This window comes from Halorientalis brevis (assembly GCF_023077655.1).
Genome location: NZ_JALLGV010000007.1, coordinates 391,429 through 408,194 on the forward strand (window position 1 = coordinate 391,429; position 16,766 = coordinate 408,194).

At 66.8% G+C, this 16,766-nt stretch carries 20 protein-coding genes; 9 read left to right on the plus strand and 11 right to left on the minus strand.

Translation table 11 applies throughout. The features are described 5' to 3' along the window. Nucleotides 1-94 precede the first annotated feature (94 nt). On the minus strand, nucleotides 95-1,504 hold the full coding sequence (locus MU553_RS17450) for a hemolysin family protein (protein ID WP_247379905.1): 1,410 nt from the start codon (nucleotides 1,502-1,504) through the stop codon (nucleotides 95-97). Nucleotides 1,505-1,660: 156 nt separating this feature from the next. Between MU553_RS17450 and MU553_RS17455 the strand changes: the two genes are divergently transcribed. The 3 genes from MU553_RS17455 to MU553_RS17465 are packed head-to-tail and all read left to right on the plus strand — an operon-like array spanning nucleotide 1,661 to nucleotide 3,091. Continuing rightward, nucleotides 1,661-1,939: a glutaredoxin family protein gene (locus MU553_RS17455; protein ID WP_247379907.1), complete on the plus strand. Its 279-nt coding sequence runs from the start codon at nucleotides 1,661-1,663 to the stop codon at nucleotides 1,937-1,939. Beyond that, entirely contained in the window at nucleotides 1,939-2,463 is a 525-nt protein-coding gene (locus MU553_RS17460; protein ID WP_247379909.1) for a peroxiredoxin family protein, read from the plus strand. The genes MU553_RS17455 and MU553_RS17460 overlap by 1 nt, the downstream gene beginning before the upstream one ends. 40 nt (nucleotides 2,464-2,503) lie before the next feature. Further along, entirely contained in the window at nucleotides 2,504-3,091 is a 588-nt protein-coding gene (locus MU553_RS17465; RefSeq protein ID WP_247379911.1) for an L-threonylcarbamoyladenylate synthase, read from the plus strand. On the opposite strand, the gene MU553_RS17470 is transcribed toward MU553_RS17465, so the two are convergent. Continuing rightward, complete coding sequence (locus MU553_RS17470; RefSeq protein WP_247379913.1) at nucleotides 3,092-3,478, minus strand: FAS1-like dehydratase domain-containing protein; 387 nt, start codon at nucleotides 3,476-3,478, stop codon at nucleotides 3,092-3,094. A 125-nt stretch (nucleotides 3,479-3,603) separates the two neighbouring features. Beyond that, entirely contained in the window at nucleotides 3,604-4,743 is a 1,140-nt protein-coding gene (gene citZ, locus MU553_RS17475; protein WP_247379915.1) for a citrate synthase, read from the minus strand. A gap of 199 nt (nucleotides 4,744-4,942) precedes the next feature. On the opposite strand from citZ, the gene MU553_RS17480 reads away from it, so the two are divergent. Further along, nucleotides 4,943-6,178 carry a potassium channel family protein gene (locus MU553_RS17480; RefSeq protein WP_247379918.1) on the plus strand — a complete coding sequence of 412 codons (1,236 nt, stop codon included), beginning with the start codon at nucleotides 4,943-4,945 and terminating at the stop codon, nucleotides 6,176-6,178. A gap of 20 nt (nucleotides 6,179-6,198) precedes the next feature. On the opposite strand, the gene MU553_RS17485 is transcribed toward MU553_RS17480, so the two are convergent. Both MU553_RS17485 and MU553_RS17490 read right to left on the minus strand, forming a co-directional pair. After that, on the minus strand, nucleotides 6,199-6,555 hold the full coding sequence (locus MU553_RS17485; protein WP_247379920.1) for a hypothetical protein: 357 nt from the start codon (nucleotides 6,553-6,555) through the stop codon (nucleotides 6,199-6,201). Nucleotides 6,556-6,600: 45 nt separating this feature from the next. After that, a complete protein-coding gene (locus tag MU553_RS17490; RefSeq protein WP_247379924.1) occupies nucleotides 6,601-6,867 on the minus strand; it encodes a DUF7536 family protein in 267 nt (88 codons plus the stop codon). Between the two features lie 127 nt (nucleotides 6,868-6,994). On the opposite strand from MU553_RS17490, the gene MU553_RS17495 reads away from it, so the two are divergent. Beyond that, nucleotides 6,995-7,951 carry a succinylglutamate desuccinylase/aspartoacylase family protein gene (locus MU553_RS17495; protein WP_247379929.1) on the plus strand — a complete coding sequence of 319 codons (957 nt, stop codon included), beginning with the start codon at nucleotides 6,995-6,997 and terminating at the stop codon, nucleotides 7,949-7,951. 301 nt (nucleotides 7,952-8,252) lie between these two features. Next, complete coding sequence (locus tag MU553_RS17500) at nucleotides 8,253-8,885, plus strand: halocyanin domain-containing protein (protein ID WP_247379932.1); 633 nt, start codon at nucleotides 8,253-8,255, stop codon at nucleotides 8,883-8,885. Here the strand turns inward: MU553_RS17500 and MU553_RS17505 are convergent. Further along, on the minus strand, nucleotides 8,882-9,529 hold the full coding sequence (locus MU553_RS17505; RefSeq protein ID WP_247379935.1) for a phosphoribosyltransferase: 648 nt from the start codon (nucleotides 9,527-9,529) through the stop codon (nucleotides 8,882-8,884). The genes MU553_RS17500 and MU553_RS17505 overlap by 4 nt on opposite strands. Nucleotides 9,530-9,793: 264 nt before the next feature. Beyond that, nucleotides 9,794-11,179, minus strand: coding sequence for a TiaS agmantine-binding domain-containing protein (locus tag MU553_RS17510; RefSeq protein ID WP_247379937.1), 1,386 nt, complete (start codon nucleotides 11,177-11,179; stop codon nucleotides 9,794-9,796). A 147-nt stretch (nucleotides 11,180-11,326) separates the two neighbouring features. Between MU553_RS17510 and MU553_RS17515 the strand changes: the two genes are divergently transcribed. Both MU553_RS17515 and MU553_RS17520 read left to right on the plus strand, forming a co-directional pair. Beyond that, complete coding sequence (locus tag MU553_RS17515) at nucleotides 11,327-12,289, plus strand: transcriptional regulator (RefSeq protein ID WP_247379939.1); 963 nt, start codon at nucleotides 11,327-11,329, stop codon at nucleotides 12,287-12,289. Nucleotides 12,290-12,335: 46 nt separating this feature from the next. Next, complete coding sequence (locus MU553_RS17520; protein WP_247379942.1) at nucleotides 12,336-12,614, plus strand: hypothetical protein; 279 nt, start codon at nucleotides 12,336-12,338, stop codon at nucleotides 12,612-12,614. 25 nt (nucleotides 12,615-12,639) lie between these two features. Here the strand turns inward: MU553_RS17520 and MU553_RS17525 are convergent, their stop codons facing one another. Continuing rightward, the gene (locus MU553_RS17525) at nucleotides 12,640-12,888 is read right to left on the minus strand and encodes a glutathione S-transferase N-terminal domain-containing protein (protein WP_247379944.1); all 249 of its coding nucleotides are present in this window, start codon (nucleotides 12,886-12,888) and stop codon (nucleotides 12,640-12,642) included. Nucleotides 12,889-12,958: 70 nt separating this feature from the next. Beyond that, the gene (locus MU553_RS17530; protein ID WP_247379946.1) at nucleotides 12,959-14,326 is read right to left on the minus strand and encodes an arylsulfotransferase family protein; all 1,368 of its coding nucleotides are present in this window, start codon (nucleotides 14,324-14,326) and stop codon (nucleotides 12,959-12,961) included. 110 nt (nucleotides 14,327-14,436) lie between these two features. Here MU553_RS17530 and MU553_RS17535 point away from each other — a divergent pair, with 110 nt between their 5' ends. Then, nucleotides 14,437-15,423, plus strand: coding sequence for a halocyanin domain-containing protein (locus tag MU553_RS17535; RefSeq protein WP_247379948.1), 987 nt, complete (start codon nucleotides 14,437-14,439; stop codon nucleotides 15,421-15,423). Here MU553_RS17535 and pyrE read toward each other — a convergent pair whose 3' ends face one another. Both pyrE and MU553_RS17545 read right to left on the minus strand, forming a co-directional pair. After that, a complete protein-coding gene (gene pyrE, locus MU553_RS17540) occupies nucleotides 15,424-15,969 on the minus strand; it encodes an orotate phosphoribosyltransferase (RefSeq protein ID WP_247379950.1) in 546 nt (181 codons plus the stop codon). It abuts the gene before it with no gap. Nucleotides 15,970-16,036: 67 nt separating this feature from the next. Further along, nucleotides 16,037-16,720 carry a hypothetical protein gene (locus tag MU553_RS17545; RefSeq protein WP_247379952.1) on the minus strand — a complete coding sequence of 228 codons (684 nt, stop codon included), beginning with the start codon at nucleotides 16,718-16,720 and terminating at the stop codon, nucleotides 16,037-16,039. Nucleotides 16,721-16,766: the final 46 nt, after the last annotated feature.

The window sequence follows — 16,766 nt, forward strand, 5'->3', positions numbered from 1 at the left end:
AAGTTCTCCGTCCGCAGAATCAGCAGCGAGAACGTATCGGCGCAGGGTCACCTTCCGCCCGGTTCGCCCCGGAGTAGCAGGGAACTGCCGTCAGTCAGTCAGTCTGCGCTTCTTCGGGTTCCGGTTCGCCCTCGCCGTTCTCGTCGTCTTCTTCGACCGGTTCGAGTTTGCGGGTGACGCGGGCTTTCAGAATCCGGGTGTTCTCGACCTGTTCGACGCGGATGTCGACGCCGTCGAACTCGATCCGTTCGCCCTCTTCGACGAGCCGACCCGCCCGGTTGAAGATGAAGCCGGCGATGGTCTCGAACTCCTCGCCCTCCGGGAGGTCGATTTCGAGGGCCTCGTTGACCTCCTCGATGTTCACCTCGCCTTTGACGATGGCCGTCTCCTCGTCGATGAACTCGATTGGCTCTTCTTCCTCGCCCTCGAGGATCTCGCCGACGATCTCTTCGGTGAGGTCTTCCATCGTCACGAGTCCCTCCGTCGTCCCGAACTCGTCGATGACGACGACCATGTGGAGCCGGTTGTCCCGCATCTCCGCGAGCAACTCGTCGACGTTCTTCGACTCGGGGACGTGCAGCGTCGGCTGGATGAGGTCGTCGAGTTCGACCTCGCCGGCGTCGCCGGCCCCGTAGTTCAGGTCGCGCACCAGGTCGCGGATGTGGACGATGCCGATGATGTTGTCGAGGCTGCCCTCGTACACCGGCATGCGCGCGTGGCCGCTCTGGACACAGGTCTCGATCGCCTCGCCGACGCTCGCGTCCGCCGGAACGGCGGTCATGTCCAGGCGCGGCGTCATCACCTCCTTGGCGATCGTGTTGTTGAACCGGAGCGTGCGCTGGAGCATCTCGCGCTCTTCCTCGTCTAAGACGCCCTCGCGCTCGCCGGTCTCGATGATGTCTCGAATCTCCTGGCGCGTCACGTAGGACGTCTCGATCGCCGACTGCCCGCCCGTGATGCGGTTGACCTGCTGGGTGAGGAAGTCGAAGACGACGATGAGCGGGAAGAGCACGCGCTCTGCGGCCTTCAGCGGCCGCGCGATGCGCAGCGCCCACGACTCCGTGTTCTCGACCGCGTAGCTCTTGGGCGCGCTCTCCCCGAACAGCAGGACGAGCGCCGTGATCCCGAACGTCGAGATGGCGACTGCCACGCCCTGCGTGAAGTAGATGGCGAGCAGTCCCGTCGTGATCGAGGTCATCGCGATGTTGACCAGGTTGTTCCCGACGAGGATCGTCACCAGCAGGCGGTGCGGGTCCTCTTTGAGATCCTGGAGCGTCGCCGCACTGGGAACGCCGTCGTCGACGAGCGCCTCGACGCGGTGGGCGGCCAGCGAGAACATCGCGATCTCCGAGGAGGAGAAAAACGCCGACAGCACGAGCAACCCGAGTACGGTCACGACACCCAGTCCGGTCACGAGGCTATCGGTGAGCGGGAGCCCGAACACCTGCGTGACGAGCAGTGTCGCGGCTTCGAACGGCACAGCAGAAGCCGAAGTGACGGCCATTACCAATCTGACTTTGCTGCCAGTATGATTAAGGCTTGTCATAGGCGAAACGAGTTCCACGATCGCCGTCGCCGGCTTCGCCCCCTCATTTCGCGTCCGCGTCTCCGCGATGCATGCCCGAAGGGCTTACCGGCCGTTCGTCCCAACGGACGCGTGATGAGCGATCCAGCGATCACCCTGTACCGACTCCAGGCGTGTCCGTTCTGTGAACGCGTCGTTCGCGTGCTCGACGAGCACGGCGTAGAGTACCAGTCGCGGTTCGTCGAACCGATGCACTCCGAGCGCAACGTCGTCAAGCGCATCGCGGGCGCCCGCACGGTCCCCGCCCTCGTCGACGAGAACACTGGCGTCACCATGGCCGAGAGCGCCAACATCGTCGAGTACCTCGACCGGACCTACGGTGAGGGAGCCGACGCGAACGGAGGTGCCGCCTGATGGACCTCGGTTTCGACGTGGTCGACCTTCCGCCTTCGGGCCATCCAGACGTGGGCGAGCAGGCCCCGGACTTCGAGCGCCCACTGGTCACCGCGGAGTTCTGGGAGGACCGCGCGCTCTCTGACCTGACTGCCGAGGGCCCCGTCCTCCTGGTTTTCCACACCATGGACGGTGCCTTCCCGACGACCTACATGTGGAACGAGATTCGGGACCGCGGCTGGGGCTCCGGGAACGAAGACGGAGGCCTGCAGGTCGTCGGCCTCTCGATCTCGACGCCATACGAGCACAAGACCACCATCGCCGACCGGGAGATCGACTACCCGCTGTTCTCGGACCCGCAGAACGGCGTCGCCGAGCAGTACGGAATCGTCCACGACCTGGACGGGATGGCGGGCGTCAGCGAACCACGGCCCGCCGCGTTCCTGCTCGACGAGGAACGCGTCGTCCAGTACGCCTGGGTCGCCCAGGAGTGGCCCGCGTTCCCCGACTACGACGAGATCGAAGCCCGACTCGATTCGCTGTAAGCGGCAGGGTTTTTCCACGCCGGTCGCCGACTAGTCGGCAATGACCGATTCCGACGTCACCGACGCCGCCGACGCCGTACGGAACGGCGAGCTCGTCGTCTACCCGACGGAGACCGTCTACGGCCTGGGCGCCGACGCCCTCGACGCCGACGCCGTCGAGCGCGTCTTCGACGCCAAGGGCCGCAGTCGCGACCAGCCGGTCTCGCTGGCCGTCCCCGACGCCCAGGCCGCGCTGGCGTACACGGCCCCGACCGCCCGCGAACGCCGGTTCATGCACGAGTTCCTCCCCGGCCCCGTCACCGTCCTCGCCGACCGCACCGAGGCGGTGCCTGACGTGCTGACGGCCGGCCGCGACCGCGTCGGCATCCGCGTCCCTGATCACGACCTCGCGCTCGAACTGCTCGACGCCGTCGCACCGATCACCGCGACCAGCGCGAACGTCAGCGGCGAGGGGAGCGTCCGCGAACTCGACGAACTGGGCGAGCAGGTCCGCGAGGCCGCCGCCGTCGTCCTCGACGGCGGGCGGACGCCCGGCACCGAGAGTACGGTCGTCGACGTCGAGGCCGGCGAGATCGTCCGCCGGGGTGCGATGGCCGACGAGATCGAAGCGTGGCTGGCCGATCAGTAATCAGTCGTCGTAGATTCGGCCTTCTCCGCGGGCGGTCATGACGACCTCGCCGTCCTGATTCGTGCAGGTGATGTCGCCGACGACCTCCAGGTAGCCGTCGGCTTCCGACACCTCGACGCAGTCCCACTCGCAGGTGACGGTGTCGCCGGTGTACACCGGCTTGCGGAAGTGGAAATCTAGCCGACTCGCCAGGACTTCCAGGTTCCCGCCGATCTTCGTCGGGAGCGTCGCGGTCAGCAGCCCGTGGACCATCAGCCGCCCGTCCTCGTCCGGTTCGGTGTGACGAGGCTGGGTGTCCTCCGAGACCTCGGCGAACGCCCGGACGTCCGCTTTGGTGAACGTTCGTTCGACGGTGAAGACGTCTCCCTCTTCGGGACGGTCGGTCATTATCGGGGCAACCACTCGGTCCGGCTAAGGAGTTGTGTGTTCGCGGGCTGTCGACGCCGCGCTCGTCGTGAGCGACGAGCTGTTAGAGAAGCTGAAAAAAGGCGCTCGTCTGGTACTGTGTGAGTTTACCGCTCGTCGACCGGCGTGAACTCCTGACCGGCGTCCGGGCCGACGTAGCGGCCGCGCGGGCGGATCAGGCGGTTGTCGTCGTACTGCTCGAGGACGTGGGCGATCCAGCCGCCGATGCGGGACATCGCGAAGATGGGCGTGTAGATGTCGACCGGGATGCCCATCTGATAGTACGTCGACGCCGAGTAGAAGTCGACGTTCGGGGCCAGGCCCTTGTTCTCGCCGATCCACTCTTCGATCTCCGTGGAGTACTCGAACCACTTCAGCGAGCCCGCGGCCTCGCCGAGCGCCTTGGACTTGTCCGAGAGGATGCGTGCGCGCGGGTCCTTGACGTTGTAGACGCGGTGACCGAAGCCGGGGACGCGCTCGCCGGCGTCGAGTTTGTCCTTGACCCACTGGACCGGCTCTTTGCCGGACTCGTCGAGGTCGAGCAGGGCTTCCATGACGTCCTGGTTCGCGCCGCCGTGGAGCGAGCCCGACAGCGCGCCGATCCCGGCCGGGATGGCCGAGTGGAGGTCTGCCAGCGTCGAGGAGACGACCATCGTCGAGAACGTCGACGCGTTCAGACCGTGGTCGGCGTGGAGCACGAGCGCCATGTCGAAGGTCTCGGCCAGCACGTCGTCCGGTTCCTCGTCGTTGAGCATGTAGAGGAAGTTCTCGGCGTGGCTGAGGTCCTCGCGGGGGGCGACCGGGTCGTTCCCGTCGCGCAGGCGCGTGAACGCGGCGATGATCGTCGGGATCTTCGCCGTGATGCGCCGGCCCTTCCGGAGGTTGGCCTCGCGGTCGGTCGGCTCGGCGTCAGCGTCCGGATCGTACGCGGAGAGGCTGGAGACGGCCGTCCGCAGTGCGGCCATCGGGTTCTCGTCGGCCTCGGCGAGTTGCCGAACCGTCGTCAGGACGTTCTCGTCGAGCTGGCGTTCCGTGCTCATCTCGTCGGTGAACGCCGCCAATTCCTCGCTGCTCGGAAGGTGACCGTGCCAGAGGAGGTACAGGACCTCCTCGAAGCTGGCTTCGCGCGCCAGGTCGTCGATCGAGTACCCTCGATAGATGAGCTGACCCGCGTCACCATCGATGTAGCTGAGCTCCGACTCGGCGACCAGGACACCCTCAAGCCCTTTCTTGAGCTCCTCGGACATAATCCGAGATTTACGACCTGCCGCTAAAAACATTATTATCCGTGGTAGATAGGTGACCGCCAGACGGCGCCGGGATTGGACACATGCCCATTCTTTCACGTCCATGAGTATAGGTATCTTACATCTTTCGTCGGGACGATCCTCGCCGGTCCCTGCGGGCGGACAACGTTTTTGTCTCGGCCCCGTCGAGATACGTGGGATGGCAGCCGACGACGTCGCCTACGAGCCAGTCAGCGTCAAGGAGCTGCTGGCAGAGATGAAAGACACCGCCGAGTTGCTGATCGACCTCTCCTACTCGGCCGTGTTGCTCGGTAACGACGAGGTCGCGGAGGAGGTCCTCGAACTCGAAGCCAAGATGGACCTCCTCCAGATGCGCGCCCGCATGAGCCTGCTGATGGCCGCGCGCAACCCCGAAGACGCCGAAGCGCTCGCGCCCGTCCTCGGCGTCGTCGGCGCCGCGGAGAAAGTGAGCGACGCGGCCGGCGACATCGCCAAGATCGTCTTAGAGGACATCGGTCTTCCCGACGCGATGCGCGCCGCGCTGCCCGAGGCCGTCGAGACGCTCGTGCGCGCCGAAATCACCGGCGACTCCCCGCTCGCCGACCGCACGCTCGGGGACATCCACCTCGAAACCGAGACGGGCGTGCGCGCGCTGGCGATCCGTCGCCAGGGCGAGTGGCTGTTCAACCCGGACGCCGAAACGACGTTCCGGGCCGGCGACGTCGTCCTCTTCCGCGGCCCCGAGGACGGCATCACCCAGGTCTACGAGGACGCGACGGACCGGACCTACAACCCGCCGGAACCGCCCGAACCCGGCATCGAGGACCTCGAACGGGCCGTCGACTCGATCGTCCACATGAAAAACATGAGCGAACTCGCAGTCGATCTGGCGTACGGGGCGGTGCTGTTCGACAGCGACCAGGTCGCAGAGGAGGTGCTCGAACTCGAAGCCGAGGTCGACGCTCTCCAGTCGCGCTTCGAGGCGTGGACGCTCCAGGCCGCAGGCCGCATCGACGATCCGGTCTCCCTGCGCGGGCTGGTCCACCTGGCCAACGCCACCGAGGTCATCAGCGACGCCGCCCTCGAAATCAGCGAGGGCGTCCTCCGGGGGCTGGGCACCCATCCGGTCGTCGCCGAGGCGGTCCGGGAGTCAGACGAGGTGATCGTTCGGCTCACCGTCGCGCCCGACAGCGTCCTCGACGGCGTCACGCTCGGCGAACAGATGGTGAAAACCGAAACCGGGATGCGCGTCATCGCCGTCCGCCGAGCGCGCGACGCGAGCGACCGCACCGGTCGCGAAGGGAGCAGCTGGGTCATCTCGCCCGGGCCGACGACGGAACTGGTCGCCGGCGACGTGTTCATCGCCAAAGGGACCCAGTCGGGAGCGAACCGGCTGGCCGACCTCGCCGGGGCCGAGGCGGGTGTGGAGGACTGATTTTATCCCCGTTGTCTTCCCTATCTGATATCCGGGAGCGAGTTGCCGATCGGTGTGTCTGAGAGGTTATCCACCGTCAGTACCATCGCAGCCAGGACGTACAACACCGTACCGAGTGAGACGATTCGACTTTGCAGCGTGACGAGAGAAAATGCGCCGAACGCGAAAGCAATTGGCCAGACGAGGAGTAACCGCCTCATTCGGACGGCGTAGACGGCGATGACCGACACGCCGAGCATCGCGATCGACCATAGGTACGGGACGAGCGCCGTTGTCTCGGTCTCAGCGAGGGAAGCAACGTACATCGCCGTCACCGCAAACCCGACAGTCGCGCCAAGATGTCCGAGTGCCCTGCCGAGTCGGGATATATTCACCATTCTACCTTGGCAATTAATTCTCACAGGCCGTATTTAGTACCCCTGTTACAGCTCTTTCGAGAGCCGGTAGGCCGTCCGCGCGGTGAGCACCGTCGTTACGATGCCGCCGATGCCGACCGCGAGGACGAACGCCAGCCCCAGGTAGTACAGCTGCGAGCGGTTGGTTCCCGGAATGATGATGAAGAACACGAAGACGGCGACGGTGAACACGAATCCGAACCCGAAGCCGCGGCGTGCGTTCCGTGGCACCTCCAGTGCCTCGATGAATCTGGCCTTTCCGCTGGGTTCCTGGGCGTCGGCGTCTGCTGACACGCCCGGGGGTACGGCCGCACCGCTCAAAATCGCGTCGGTCCGGGTCGACGGACGCGCTTCGCCCAGTTCCGGCAGTATAGCCGGCATATCGAACCGCATAAGAGCATGGGGGCGTCCGTTGGAAACAATGACGAGCCTCGGCACGGCGACTGCCGCCCCGGGAGAGATCGACACGGGGCGGCTGTTCGTCGGAGAGACCCGCGACGGGACCGAGATCGGCCTGCCGGTCGCGGTCATCAACGGTGCCGACAGCGGGAAGACGCTGTATCTGCAGGCGGCCAGCGACGGCGACGAACTCAACGGCGTGGGCGTCATCCGACGCCTGGTCCCCCAACTCGACCCCGACGACATCGCCGGCACGATCCTCGTCGTCGGGATCGTCAACTACCACGCGTTCCAGGTCGCCGAGCACCGCAATCCGATCGACGACACGAAGATGAACCGGACGTACCCCGGCGACGAGACCGGGACTTCCTCCGAGCGCATCGCTGCCGCCACCTTCGACGCTGCGACCCGAGCCGACCTCGTGGTCGACCTCCACCAGGGCTCGACCTCCCGCATGATCGAGGAGTGCCGCGTCCGCTGTGGCCCGCGCCACCGCCTCCACGACGACTGTCTCGAACTCGCGAAGGTGTTCGGCTGCGGTCACATCCTCGATCAGAAGGGTCCTGATGGCCAACTCGCCCGCGCCGGCCCCGACGAGGGCGTCCCCACCATCGACCCCGAGTTAGGGGGGTGTGTGGGTTGGGACGACCACGCTATCGAGACCGGCGTCCAGGGCGTCAAGAACGTCCTCGCCTACTACGGCTTCACCGAGGCCACGCACGTCCCCGAAGCCCAGACCCGCGCCAGCGGCTTCGAGCAGTACGGCTCGCCCGCCGGCGGCCTCGTCACCTTCCACGCCGAGCTGGGTGACCGGGTCTCGCGCAACGATCTCCTCTTCGAGGTGACCGACGTCTTCGGCCGCACCAAAGCCGAGATCACCGCCGACTCCAGCGGCATCTTCTGGCGCGCCCGCCGACTCCCCCAGGTCGCCACCGGTGAGTACGTCTGCTCCGTGGGGACGCAACTCGATACCTACTAACCCACCGTTTTCATCGGAGCCTCGCTCACTTTCGCTCGCTCGATCCCGTCTGCTCACGGGCGCTTCGCGCCAGTTCGCACGACCCGAGGGACCGTCGGTCTCTCGCTGGCCCAAAAACAGCCGGACGTGAGCCGTCGGCTCGCGTCCGGAAACCCCGTCGCGCTGAGTGCCCCTGCCGGTCGAGTTGGCTTCGCGACTGCCTGGCGCGGGTCCTTCGACCACTGCGATTCGTACTCACTGGCCCGGAGACCGAACGAAACCTGCAAATTGACTCATTCCGCTTCAGATCCTGGTATGGGGCATGGGTTCGGCTCACACGGTTTCACGACGTGCGCTGCTCCGAACGACGGCGGGCGCGACGGCAGCGGCGAGTGCGACCGGCGTCGCCGCCGCGCAAGGCGCCTCGGAGATCGACGAGTATCTCAGCGACGCGGACAACTACGACGAGATCGTCGACGAGACGGGCAGCGGGACGGTGACCGTCCAGACGGGCGCGCAGGGCAACGGCGGCGCGTTCGCCTTCGAGCCGGCGGCCGTCCAGGTCGACCCCGGCACCACCATCCAGTGGGAGTGGACCGGCGAGGGCGGCGGCCACAACGTCGTCGACGAAGAGGGCGCGTTCGACTCGGGTACCCCCGTCGCAGAGGCCGGCGTCAACTTCGAGCACACCTTCGAGGAGGAGGGCGTCTTTCTGTACTACTGTGCGCCCCACAAGAGCCTCGGGATGAAAGGCGCCGTCGTCGTCGGCGCGCTCCCGGAAGGTGGCGGCGGTGGCGGCGAGGCCGCGGCCGAGGTCGATCCCGAACACATGGGCGTGCCGTTCCAGGCGCACTGGGTCGGGATCGTGACGATGCTGATGATGTTCGTCACCCTGATTTTCACCTTTTTCCTCCTGAAGTACGGCGAATCGTCCCACGCATCGCACGGGGACTAGCCGGCGTCGAGATACTCGATCGCCTCCTCGTCGGTGACCTGGGTGAAATCCCGGTAGTACTGCCCGACGGCGTGAAAGTCGGGCGGCGTCTCTAACACTACCGCGTCGTCGACCATCCGTTCGAGCTCCGCGATCGTTCGCGGCGAGCCGACCGGCACCGCCAGCACGATCCGTGCCGGCTGTTCCGACCGAACGCGTTCGATACACGCCCGGACCGTCGCACCGGTCGCGACGCCGTCGTCGACGACGAGCACGCGCTTGCCCGCTAACTCCGGTGGCGGGCCGTTCCGGTATCGCTCGGCTTTCTGGCGGGCTTCCGCCGCTTTCTGCTCGCGCTCGCGGGCGACGTACTCGCGGCTGATCCCCTGGCGCTGAATGACGTCGTCGTTGAGCCAGATGCTGCCGTCCGCGGCGACCGCGCCGATGGCGAACTCCGGGTTCCCCGGCGCACCGATCTTCTTCGCGATGACCACGTCGAGTGGGACGCCGAGTGCGTCCGCGACTGCGCGTCCCAGCGGGAGGCCCCCGCGTGGGATGGCAAGGACGACGTCCGCCCCGATGTTCTCCTCTCGGACTCGTTCCCCCAACTGTCGGCCTGCGTCCGTCCGGTCTGCGAACTGCGTGGAGTGGGACCCTCTGTACATCCCGCCCTAGCTACGACGCCAACCACCTAATACCGCAAGCCGACGTGCGTCTCGTCTGTGATTTCGTTCCTGACACTCCACAGTGTGCTACCGCTCCGGATGCGTCGGCGTGTCGAATCCCCCTCGGACCAGCCCACCTTTTACTTCGTCGGGTGTGCTCGCCCTGCTCGCACACCCTCCTCGTAAAATCTGGACCAAAAGGGCCGCGCCCTCACCACGTTCGGGCGCGGTCAACCGCCTTCCCTCCGGTCGGCGGATGCAAACTCACCGCTCGGGATGTGTCGGTGCGTCGAACCCCCCTCGGACCAGCGGCTTCGCGATGTGCCGGCGCGCACACGGCGGCACTTCGTACCAGCCCAGTTCGAGGTCGCGTTCGACCGACTGACCGACTTTGCCGTCCCTGCTCGTCCCGCAGTCCCGGCAGCGATAGCCCGCGTTCCGACCGGCGCTCTTCATCGACCGGCCGCAGTCCGGACACGTCGGCGTCACCAGTTCCGTCTCGTTCAACTCGCGGACGGCGAACTTCTCCAGTTTGAGCGTTCCGTCGGTCACCTCGCCGCAGACGGTCACGCGGTCGCCCACGCGAAGCGCGCGCACCCGGTCGCGGAAGCGTTTGGTCGGCTCGAACGCCACGCACGGGAGCGCGTCCGCATTATTACCTTCGAAGGAAATTTGTGTGAACACGTGTCCCCCCGCTCTGGTTTCCGGTTCGTCGACCACTGTTCCGGTCACTCGGTACGCGCGACCGTCGGTGACGGCGGTCGGGTCGGCGTCCCGGAGGTGCATGTCCGTTCCCTGGTTAGTGACGAACACCGCGCGGCGCTCGACGGCTTCGCTCTCGATGGCGTCGGCCGCCTCGCGGACGGTCTCGGGGTCGTCGCCGCGGATGCCGTGCAGCACCGGACCCGGCGTGTTCGGGACGCAGACGGCCTCGCCCTGCTCCGCGGCTCTCTTTGCTCCGCGGCTCCTGGCGTCGCCGCTCCGCCACGAGGCCTCCCACTGGTCGGCCTCGCCCTCGCCACGGTCGACGGTGTCCCAGATGGTCGGATAGAACTCGTCGGCGACCGCGAACACCGACTCGGGGTCGACGTCGCGGTCGGTGCCCCAGCGGTCGCGCTCGCGGTAGGTGATGGACTCGTAAGACCAGTCGGTCGGCCAGCCGTCGGGTGCGGTCGCCCCGAACGCGCGCCAGGCGCCGATGGCGGCGACGGCGCCGACCAGGCCGCGGCCGTTGCCCCAGCCGCGGTGGCGGTAGCCGGCCTCGGCCAGTGGCTCTTGCACGTCGGCTTCGGGGTCAAGGAGTTCTCGGACGGCCCGACGGGAAATCGACTGCATCCAGTCCGGCCGCGGTCCGAGGGCGTCGTCGGTCACGACCACGCCCGGGTTCGTCCGCTCGTCGGCGGTCTCGGCGTCGGCGGCCACCAGCTCCACTGCGAGGTCGAACGCGCGCTCGACCGGGAGGTCACAGTGGATCGCCAGCGCGGCGTTGCCTCTGGTTTTGAACTCCACGGCGGGGTTCAGGCGGACGAGGAGCAGTCGCTCGACGCGGCCGCCGGCGTCGCGGATGCGGTCGGCGAGCACGGCGGCGGCGTAGGTGGTGCACATCCCCTCGGTTCGGGAGTCCGTGTCGTCGAGGCCGACGATGGTCACGGCCGGCGGTTTGGCCCCGGTGGAGTAACCCGTTTCGGGCCAGTTGTCCTATATGAATCTATCGCCGGCCGACCGGGCAAATCGCAAGACGCGACTGTGTGTCGCGGTCACAATCGTTTTATACGAGGAATGGTTAACCGTAACCTGATGTCACGATCCGCACTGGTCGGGAACGTAACCGCAATGTTGCGGGACGCGGGCTTTCTCGTGAGTGACCGGTGTGCGATCCGACCCAAGAGTTTCGACGTGGCTGCACGCCGCGGCGAGGACACGGTGTTGGTGAAGATCCTGGGCAACATCGACGCGTTCGACGCCATGACCGGCGCGGAGATGCGTCGCCTCGGCGAGTACCTGCAGGCCACGCCGATCGTCATCGGACTCCGGACGCGCGACGAGGACCTCAAGCCCGGTGTGGTGTACTTCCGACACGGGGTGCCGGTCCTCTCGCCCGACACCGCGATGGACCTGTTCGTCGAGGAAGTCCCGCCGCTCATCTACGCCGCACCCGGCGGCCTGTACGTCAACATCGACAGCGAGGTCCTCGAAGACGCCCGCCAACAGCGCGACTGGTCGCTGGGCCGGCTCGCCAACGAACTCGGCGTCTCCCGGCGCACCGTCTCGAAGTACGAGGACGGCATGAACGCCTCCGTCGAGGTGGCGACCCAGCTCGAAGAGCTGTTCGAGGCCCCGCTGACCTCGCCCGTCGACGTGTTCGACGGCGTCGACGAGGTCCGCGACAGCGAGCCGATGCCAGACGACCCCGACGTCGATCCCGACGAGGAGCCGATCATCGCCGTCCTCACCCGCGTCGGCTTCGACGTCCACCCGACCGAGCGCGCACCGTTCCGCACCGTCAGCGAGGACGAACGCCACCAGTCGCGCATGCTGACCGGCCACTCGGAGTTCACCGAGACCGCCGAGAAGCGCGCGCGAATCATGTCCTCGGTCGGCCACGTCACCAGAACGACCTCCATCTACGTCGTCGATCGCGCCAAGCAGGAGTCGGTCGAGGGCACGGCGCTCATCGAGCGCGAGGAGATCGAAGACGTTCGCGACGTCGAGGACCTCAAAGACCTCATCAAGGAACGCGCTGCAGAGAACCCCGCCTGAACCGGGCGGGCACCACGCTTTTCTACCAATTCGTTGAACGGTTCGTATGGGACTGTTCGGTCCGGACGAACACGGTTCTGAGTACGAAGCGCAGTACGACGTCGCCGACGATCCGCCAGACGGCGCCAGCGACGACGCCGAGGAAGCTGACAAGGGACCGGCGTTAACGCTCGCACACATCCACGACGAACACGTTCGGGGGACCATCAAGCGCGTCGTCGACCACGAGGCCGGCGTGATGCTGTACTGTTACAACCACGGGAGTGCGGGGGGCATAGCTGCCGTTCCGCTCAGCGAGACTGACTTCGAGATGGAGCGCGAGTGATCAGGCCGACCGTCGGTGCGGACCGTCAGTTGCCGTAGGTCTCTTCGAGGTACTCGACGATGTCGTCGGACTCGGGCATGGCGTCGACGCCGTGATCCGGGTCGACGAGCACGGGCACGCCGGTCTGGCCGCTGATCTCCTTGACTTCGGTGCGTTCGCCGTGCGAGCGCGGGACCTCGTGAGTCTCGTAGTCCAGCCCGAGTTCGTCGAGCTTTCTCGTGACCTTCTTACAGAACGGACAGCCCGTGAGTTCGTACAGTTCCAGGTTTGTCATCGACAGTTGGTAGGAACCACTGCCTGATAGGCCCAACGGTAGTGTGTACGAACTGAACAGTGCCGCGTCGTCAGCCGCCGGTAATGGTGCGATAGACCCGGTCACCGAGTCGGCCCAGGCGTCGTCGAAGGCGGCGTCGCTGCGCCACGAGCTCGCCCAGTCCCCAGCCGACGAGCACGACGCCAGCGAGCGCGTAGCCGGCGAACGCCCAGCTCGGCATCCAGACCGGCCGGACGAACGGAACGACGTGGGAGTACCGCTCCCCCAGGTCGGACAGTCCCTGGCGTTGCAGCCAGGCGCCGACGCTGGAGTTGGTCGCGACCGTGCCGCCGTCGAGCGTGTAGTTACCGGTGGCGTTCACGTCGGCGATCGTCGGACCGTTCGACCCGTCGCCGGTCCCGATGCGTTCTGAATCGTAGGGTGCCCAGGGAGCGTACGTCTCCCAGACGACGCGTCCGCGCGGCGTCACCTCGATGACGCGGTGGTTCAGCGAGTCGGTGATGAGCGTGTTCCCGTTTGGCAACCGGTCGGCGTCCCTGGGCCACTTGAACGGGCCGGTCAGCGTCCAGGTGCGCTTCCACTCCCCGCCGCGGCGCGCGTACTCGACGACGCGGTCGTTCTCGCTGTCGGCGACCAGCAGCGTCGGCGTGCCGTTCTCGCTTTCGAGGTAGTCGGGGTTGTGCTGCTCGTACAGCGTGTCGTGATCGCCGTCGCTCCCCAGACGCATGTCGATGGCCTTGGTCGAGCGATTGACGACGATCACCTGGTCGAAGTTCCGCACGGAGACCAGGTACTGCCCGTCGGCGATCTTGTCCACGTCGTTGACGTGGGTCCAGTCGCCGGTGTACTCGCCGCCGCCGCTTCGCGGGAAGTGCCGACGAGCCTGCCACTGCCAGACGATCTCGTCTTTCCCCAGGTCGTAGACGTAGATGCGGTCGCGGTTGACCCCGTCCTCGTAGTTGCGCATGTTGGCGACGAGCAACTGATCGCCGTTGATCAGATCGACGTCGTGGGTGTCCTCGGCGTCCAGCGTCTCCTGCCACACGCGCTCGCGGGTCTCGCGGTCGAGTTCGTACACGACGGTCTTGCCCGGCACCGTCGAGGTGACCAGCAGGTTCCCGTTGGGGAGCGGATCCACGTCGTAGAACCAGGTAGCGCCGTGTTTCGAGCCGTTGTACACCCAGTCGGTGCTCCCGTCGGGGGCGACGCTCACCAGTCGCGCGGGCTTTTTCTCGTTCCCGACGCCCTGGAAGTGGAACCCCTGGACGCTGACGATGGTCTGGTTGGTCGCGGCCGACGCGACCGCCCCCGAACCCAGCGTCGCGGGGTCGTACGCGAACGTGGTCGCCGTCGCCCACCCGGCCAGCACCACAAGGACGACGAGCAACACGCTCCGGACGAGCCAGCGACGCGGCGGGTGCGACCCGCTGGAGAACATGGTCCGCGGTACCACGTTCCCCGTGAAGGGTCTGTGGTTACCAGCCACCTCTTCCGTCCTCTCTGAGCGCCATCACGTACTTTTACGGTCGTGTTGGTCGACGTGAATGTATGGACGACACGCGCCGCCAGACCCTCCAGTCCCTGGCCGGTCTCGCGACCGGTCTCGCCGTTGCCGGCTGTATCGAGCAGTCGACGCGCGCAGGCGACGACGCTGACGACGTCCCCGAGAGCACGGGTGACTCCCCGCCGACCGACACCGCGACGGTCGCCGCGAGGGAGCGATCACCCGGCGCACCGGACCTCGGTGGCTACCTCGACGACGCGAACAACTACGACGGGATCGTCGCCGACGAGACGGGCCAGCAAGTAGTGACCGTGCAGGTCGGGGCCGGCGACCCCGGCCTGGCGTTCGGACCGGCCGCAGTTCACGTCGACAACGGTGCCACCGTCACGTGGGAGTGGACCGGGGAGGGCGGCGCCCACACCGTCGTCGCCGAGGACGGCACCTTCGATTCGGGCAACCCCGTCGCGGAGGCCGGCGTCAACTTCGAGCACACGTTCGAGCGGGACGGCATCTACCCGTACTACTGCAACCCACACAAGGCCAGCGGGATGCTCGGTGCCGTCGTCGTCGGCACTGACTATCCGACGGTCGCGTCCCACGCCGACTCGACGCCGACGGAACCGCGTGACGAACCGCCGGCGGAGCAGTCGCCGAGCGACGCGCCGACGACGACGGAGTCCGAAGCGAGTGGCTACGACGGGTATCTGGACGACGTAGCGCCCTTCGACGGGGTCGCCGACGCGACCGACGCGTCGTCGGCCACGGTCACCGTCGGGGCCGGCGACGCCGCCTTCGCGTTCGATCCGCCCGCGCTCCGGGTGACGACCGAGACGACCGTCACGTGGAAGTGGAACGGAGAAGGCGGCGCTCACAACGTCGTCGCGGAGGACGGATCGTTCGACTCGGAAAGCCCCGTCGCCGAGGCGGGCGTCCATTTCGAGCATACGTTCGACGAGACCGGCGTCTACAAGTACTACTGTGCCCCGCACAAGGCGCTCGAGATGAAAGGCGTCGTCGAGGTCGTCGCGTAACTACTCGCCGACGTCCACGTCGTCGGGTGCGTCGGCCAGCAGGTCCGAGGCCGTCACGAGCGACTCCAGTTCGAGGTCGGCGTCGGCGAGGTTCTCGCGAGCGCCCTCCTCGCGGTCGACGACAACGATCACGCGCTCGACCTCGGCGCCGGCGTCGCGGAGCGCCTCGGCGGCGTCGACGGCGCTCTGGCCGGTCGTCGCGATGTCCTCGAGAATGATGACTTCCTCGCCGTCGTCGAGGGTCCCCTCGATGCGGTTTCCGGTGCCGTACTCTTTTGCCTGCTTGCGGGCGATGACGTAGGGATTGCCCGTCTCGACGCTCGTGACGGCCACGAGCGGGACGGCGCCGAGGGCGACGCCGGCGAGTTTCGTGTCGCCGACCCGGTCGGCGAAGGCGTCGGCGATCAGTTCGAGACACCGCGGATTCGTCTCGAAGACGTACTTGTCGACGTAGTAGTTCGAGGTGCCGCCGTGGGAGAGCTCGAACTCGCCGAACTTCACCGCGTCGGCGTCCCGAAGCGCGTCGATGAGCTGCTGGTTGGCCATACCAGACGGTCGGCCAGGGGCACAAATATACTGGCGATTGGCGGCGAGCGAGGGAGAACGGCGGCGCTTACTCGTCGTCGGCCCGTCCGGCAGCGTCCTGGGCCGCCGCGACGTTCCCTTCGAGGTCGTCCTGGAGGTCCTCGAACCGGTGTTCGAGCGCGTCGAGCTGGTCCTGGTACCGGTCGAGCTGCGTTTCGAACTGGCGGCCGAACGCGTCGGCCTGCGCTTCGAGCTGGTCGCCGAACTCCTCGGCCTGGTCCCCGAAGCGCTCGCTGACGTCGTCGTACTCGTCGATGACCTGCTCGATGGCGTCGAGCGTCCGCTCCTCGACGTCCTCGTTGGTCTCGACTACCGTCTCGATCTGCTCGTCGAGCGCCTCCAGCACGTCACCGATCGCCTCGTCGTAGGTGTCGATCCCCTGGGCGTAGTTGTCGTCGATAGCGTCGGCCGCCTCGGCGTGCTGGTCGCGGAGTTCCTCGAAGCCGTCGTCGACGGACTCGCGGACGTCTGCGAGCGCGTCGTCGCCAGCCGGCGTCGTCGCCTCGACGGTGTCCAGGAGCCGGTCGATCGTGTGCTGTGCGAACTCCAGCGTCCGCTGCTGGGCCCGTTTCTGGGGTTCGATCGTTCCGCGGACCGTCTCGTTGACGGTCTTGGGGACCTGCAGCGTCGTCTCGACGAGCCGCGGGCCGGCCTGCAAACTCTCACGCTGTACCTCGAAGATCGCACCGATGGGGGATGTGCGCTGGCTCATGCTGTGGCCTCCTGGGGTCGAGTAGCGGTACGATCCAGAGACCCCT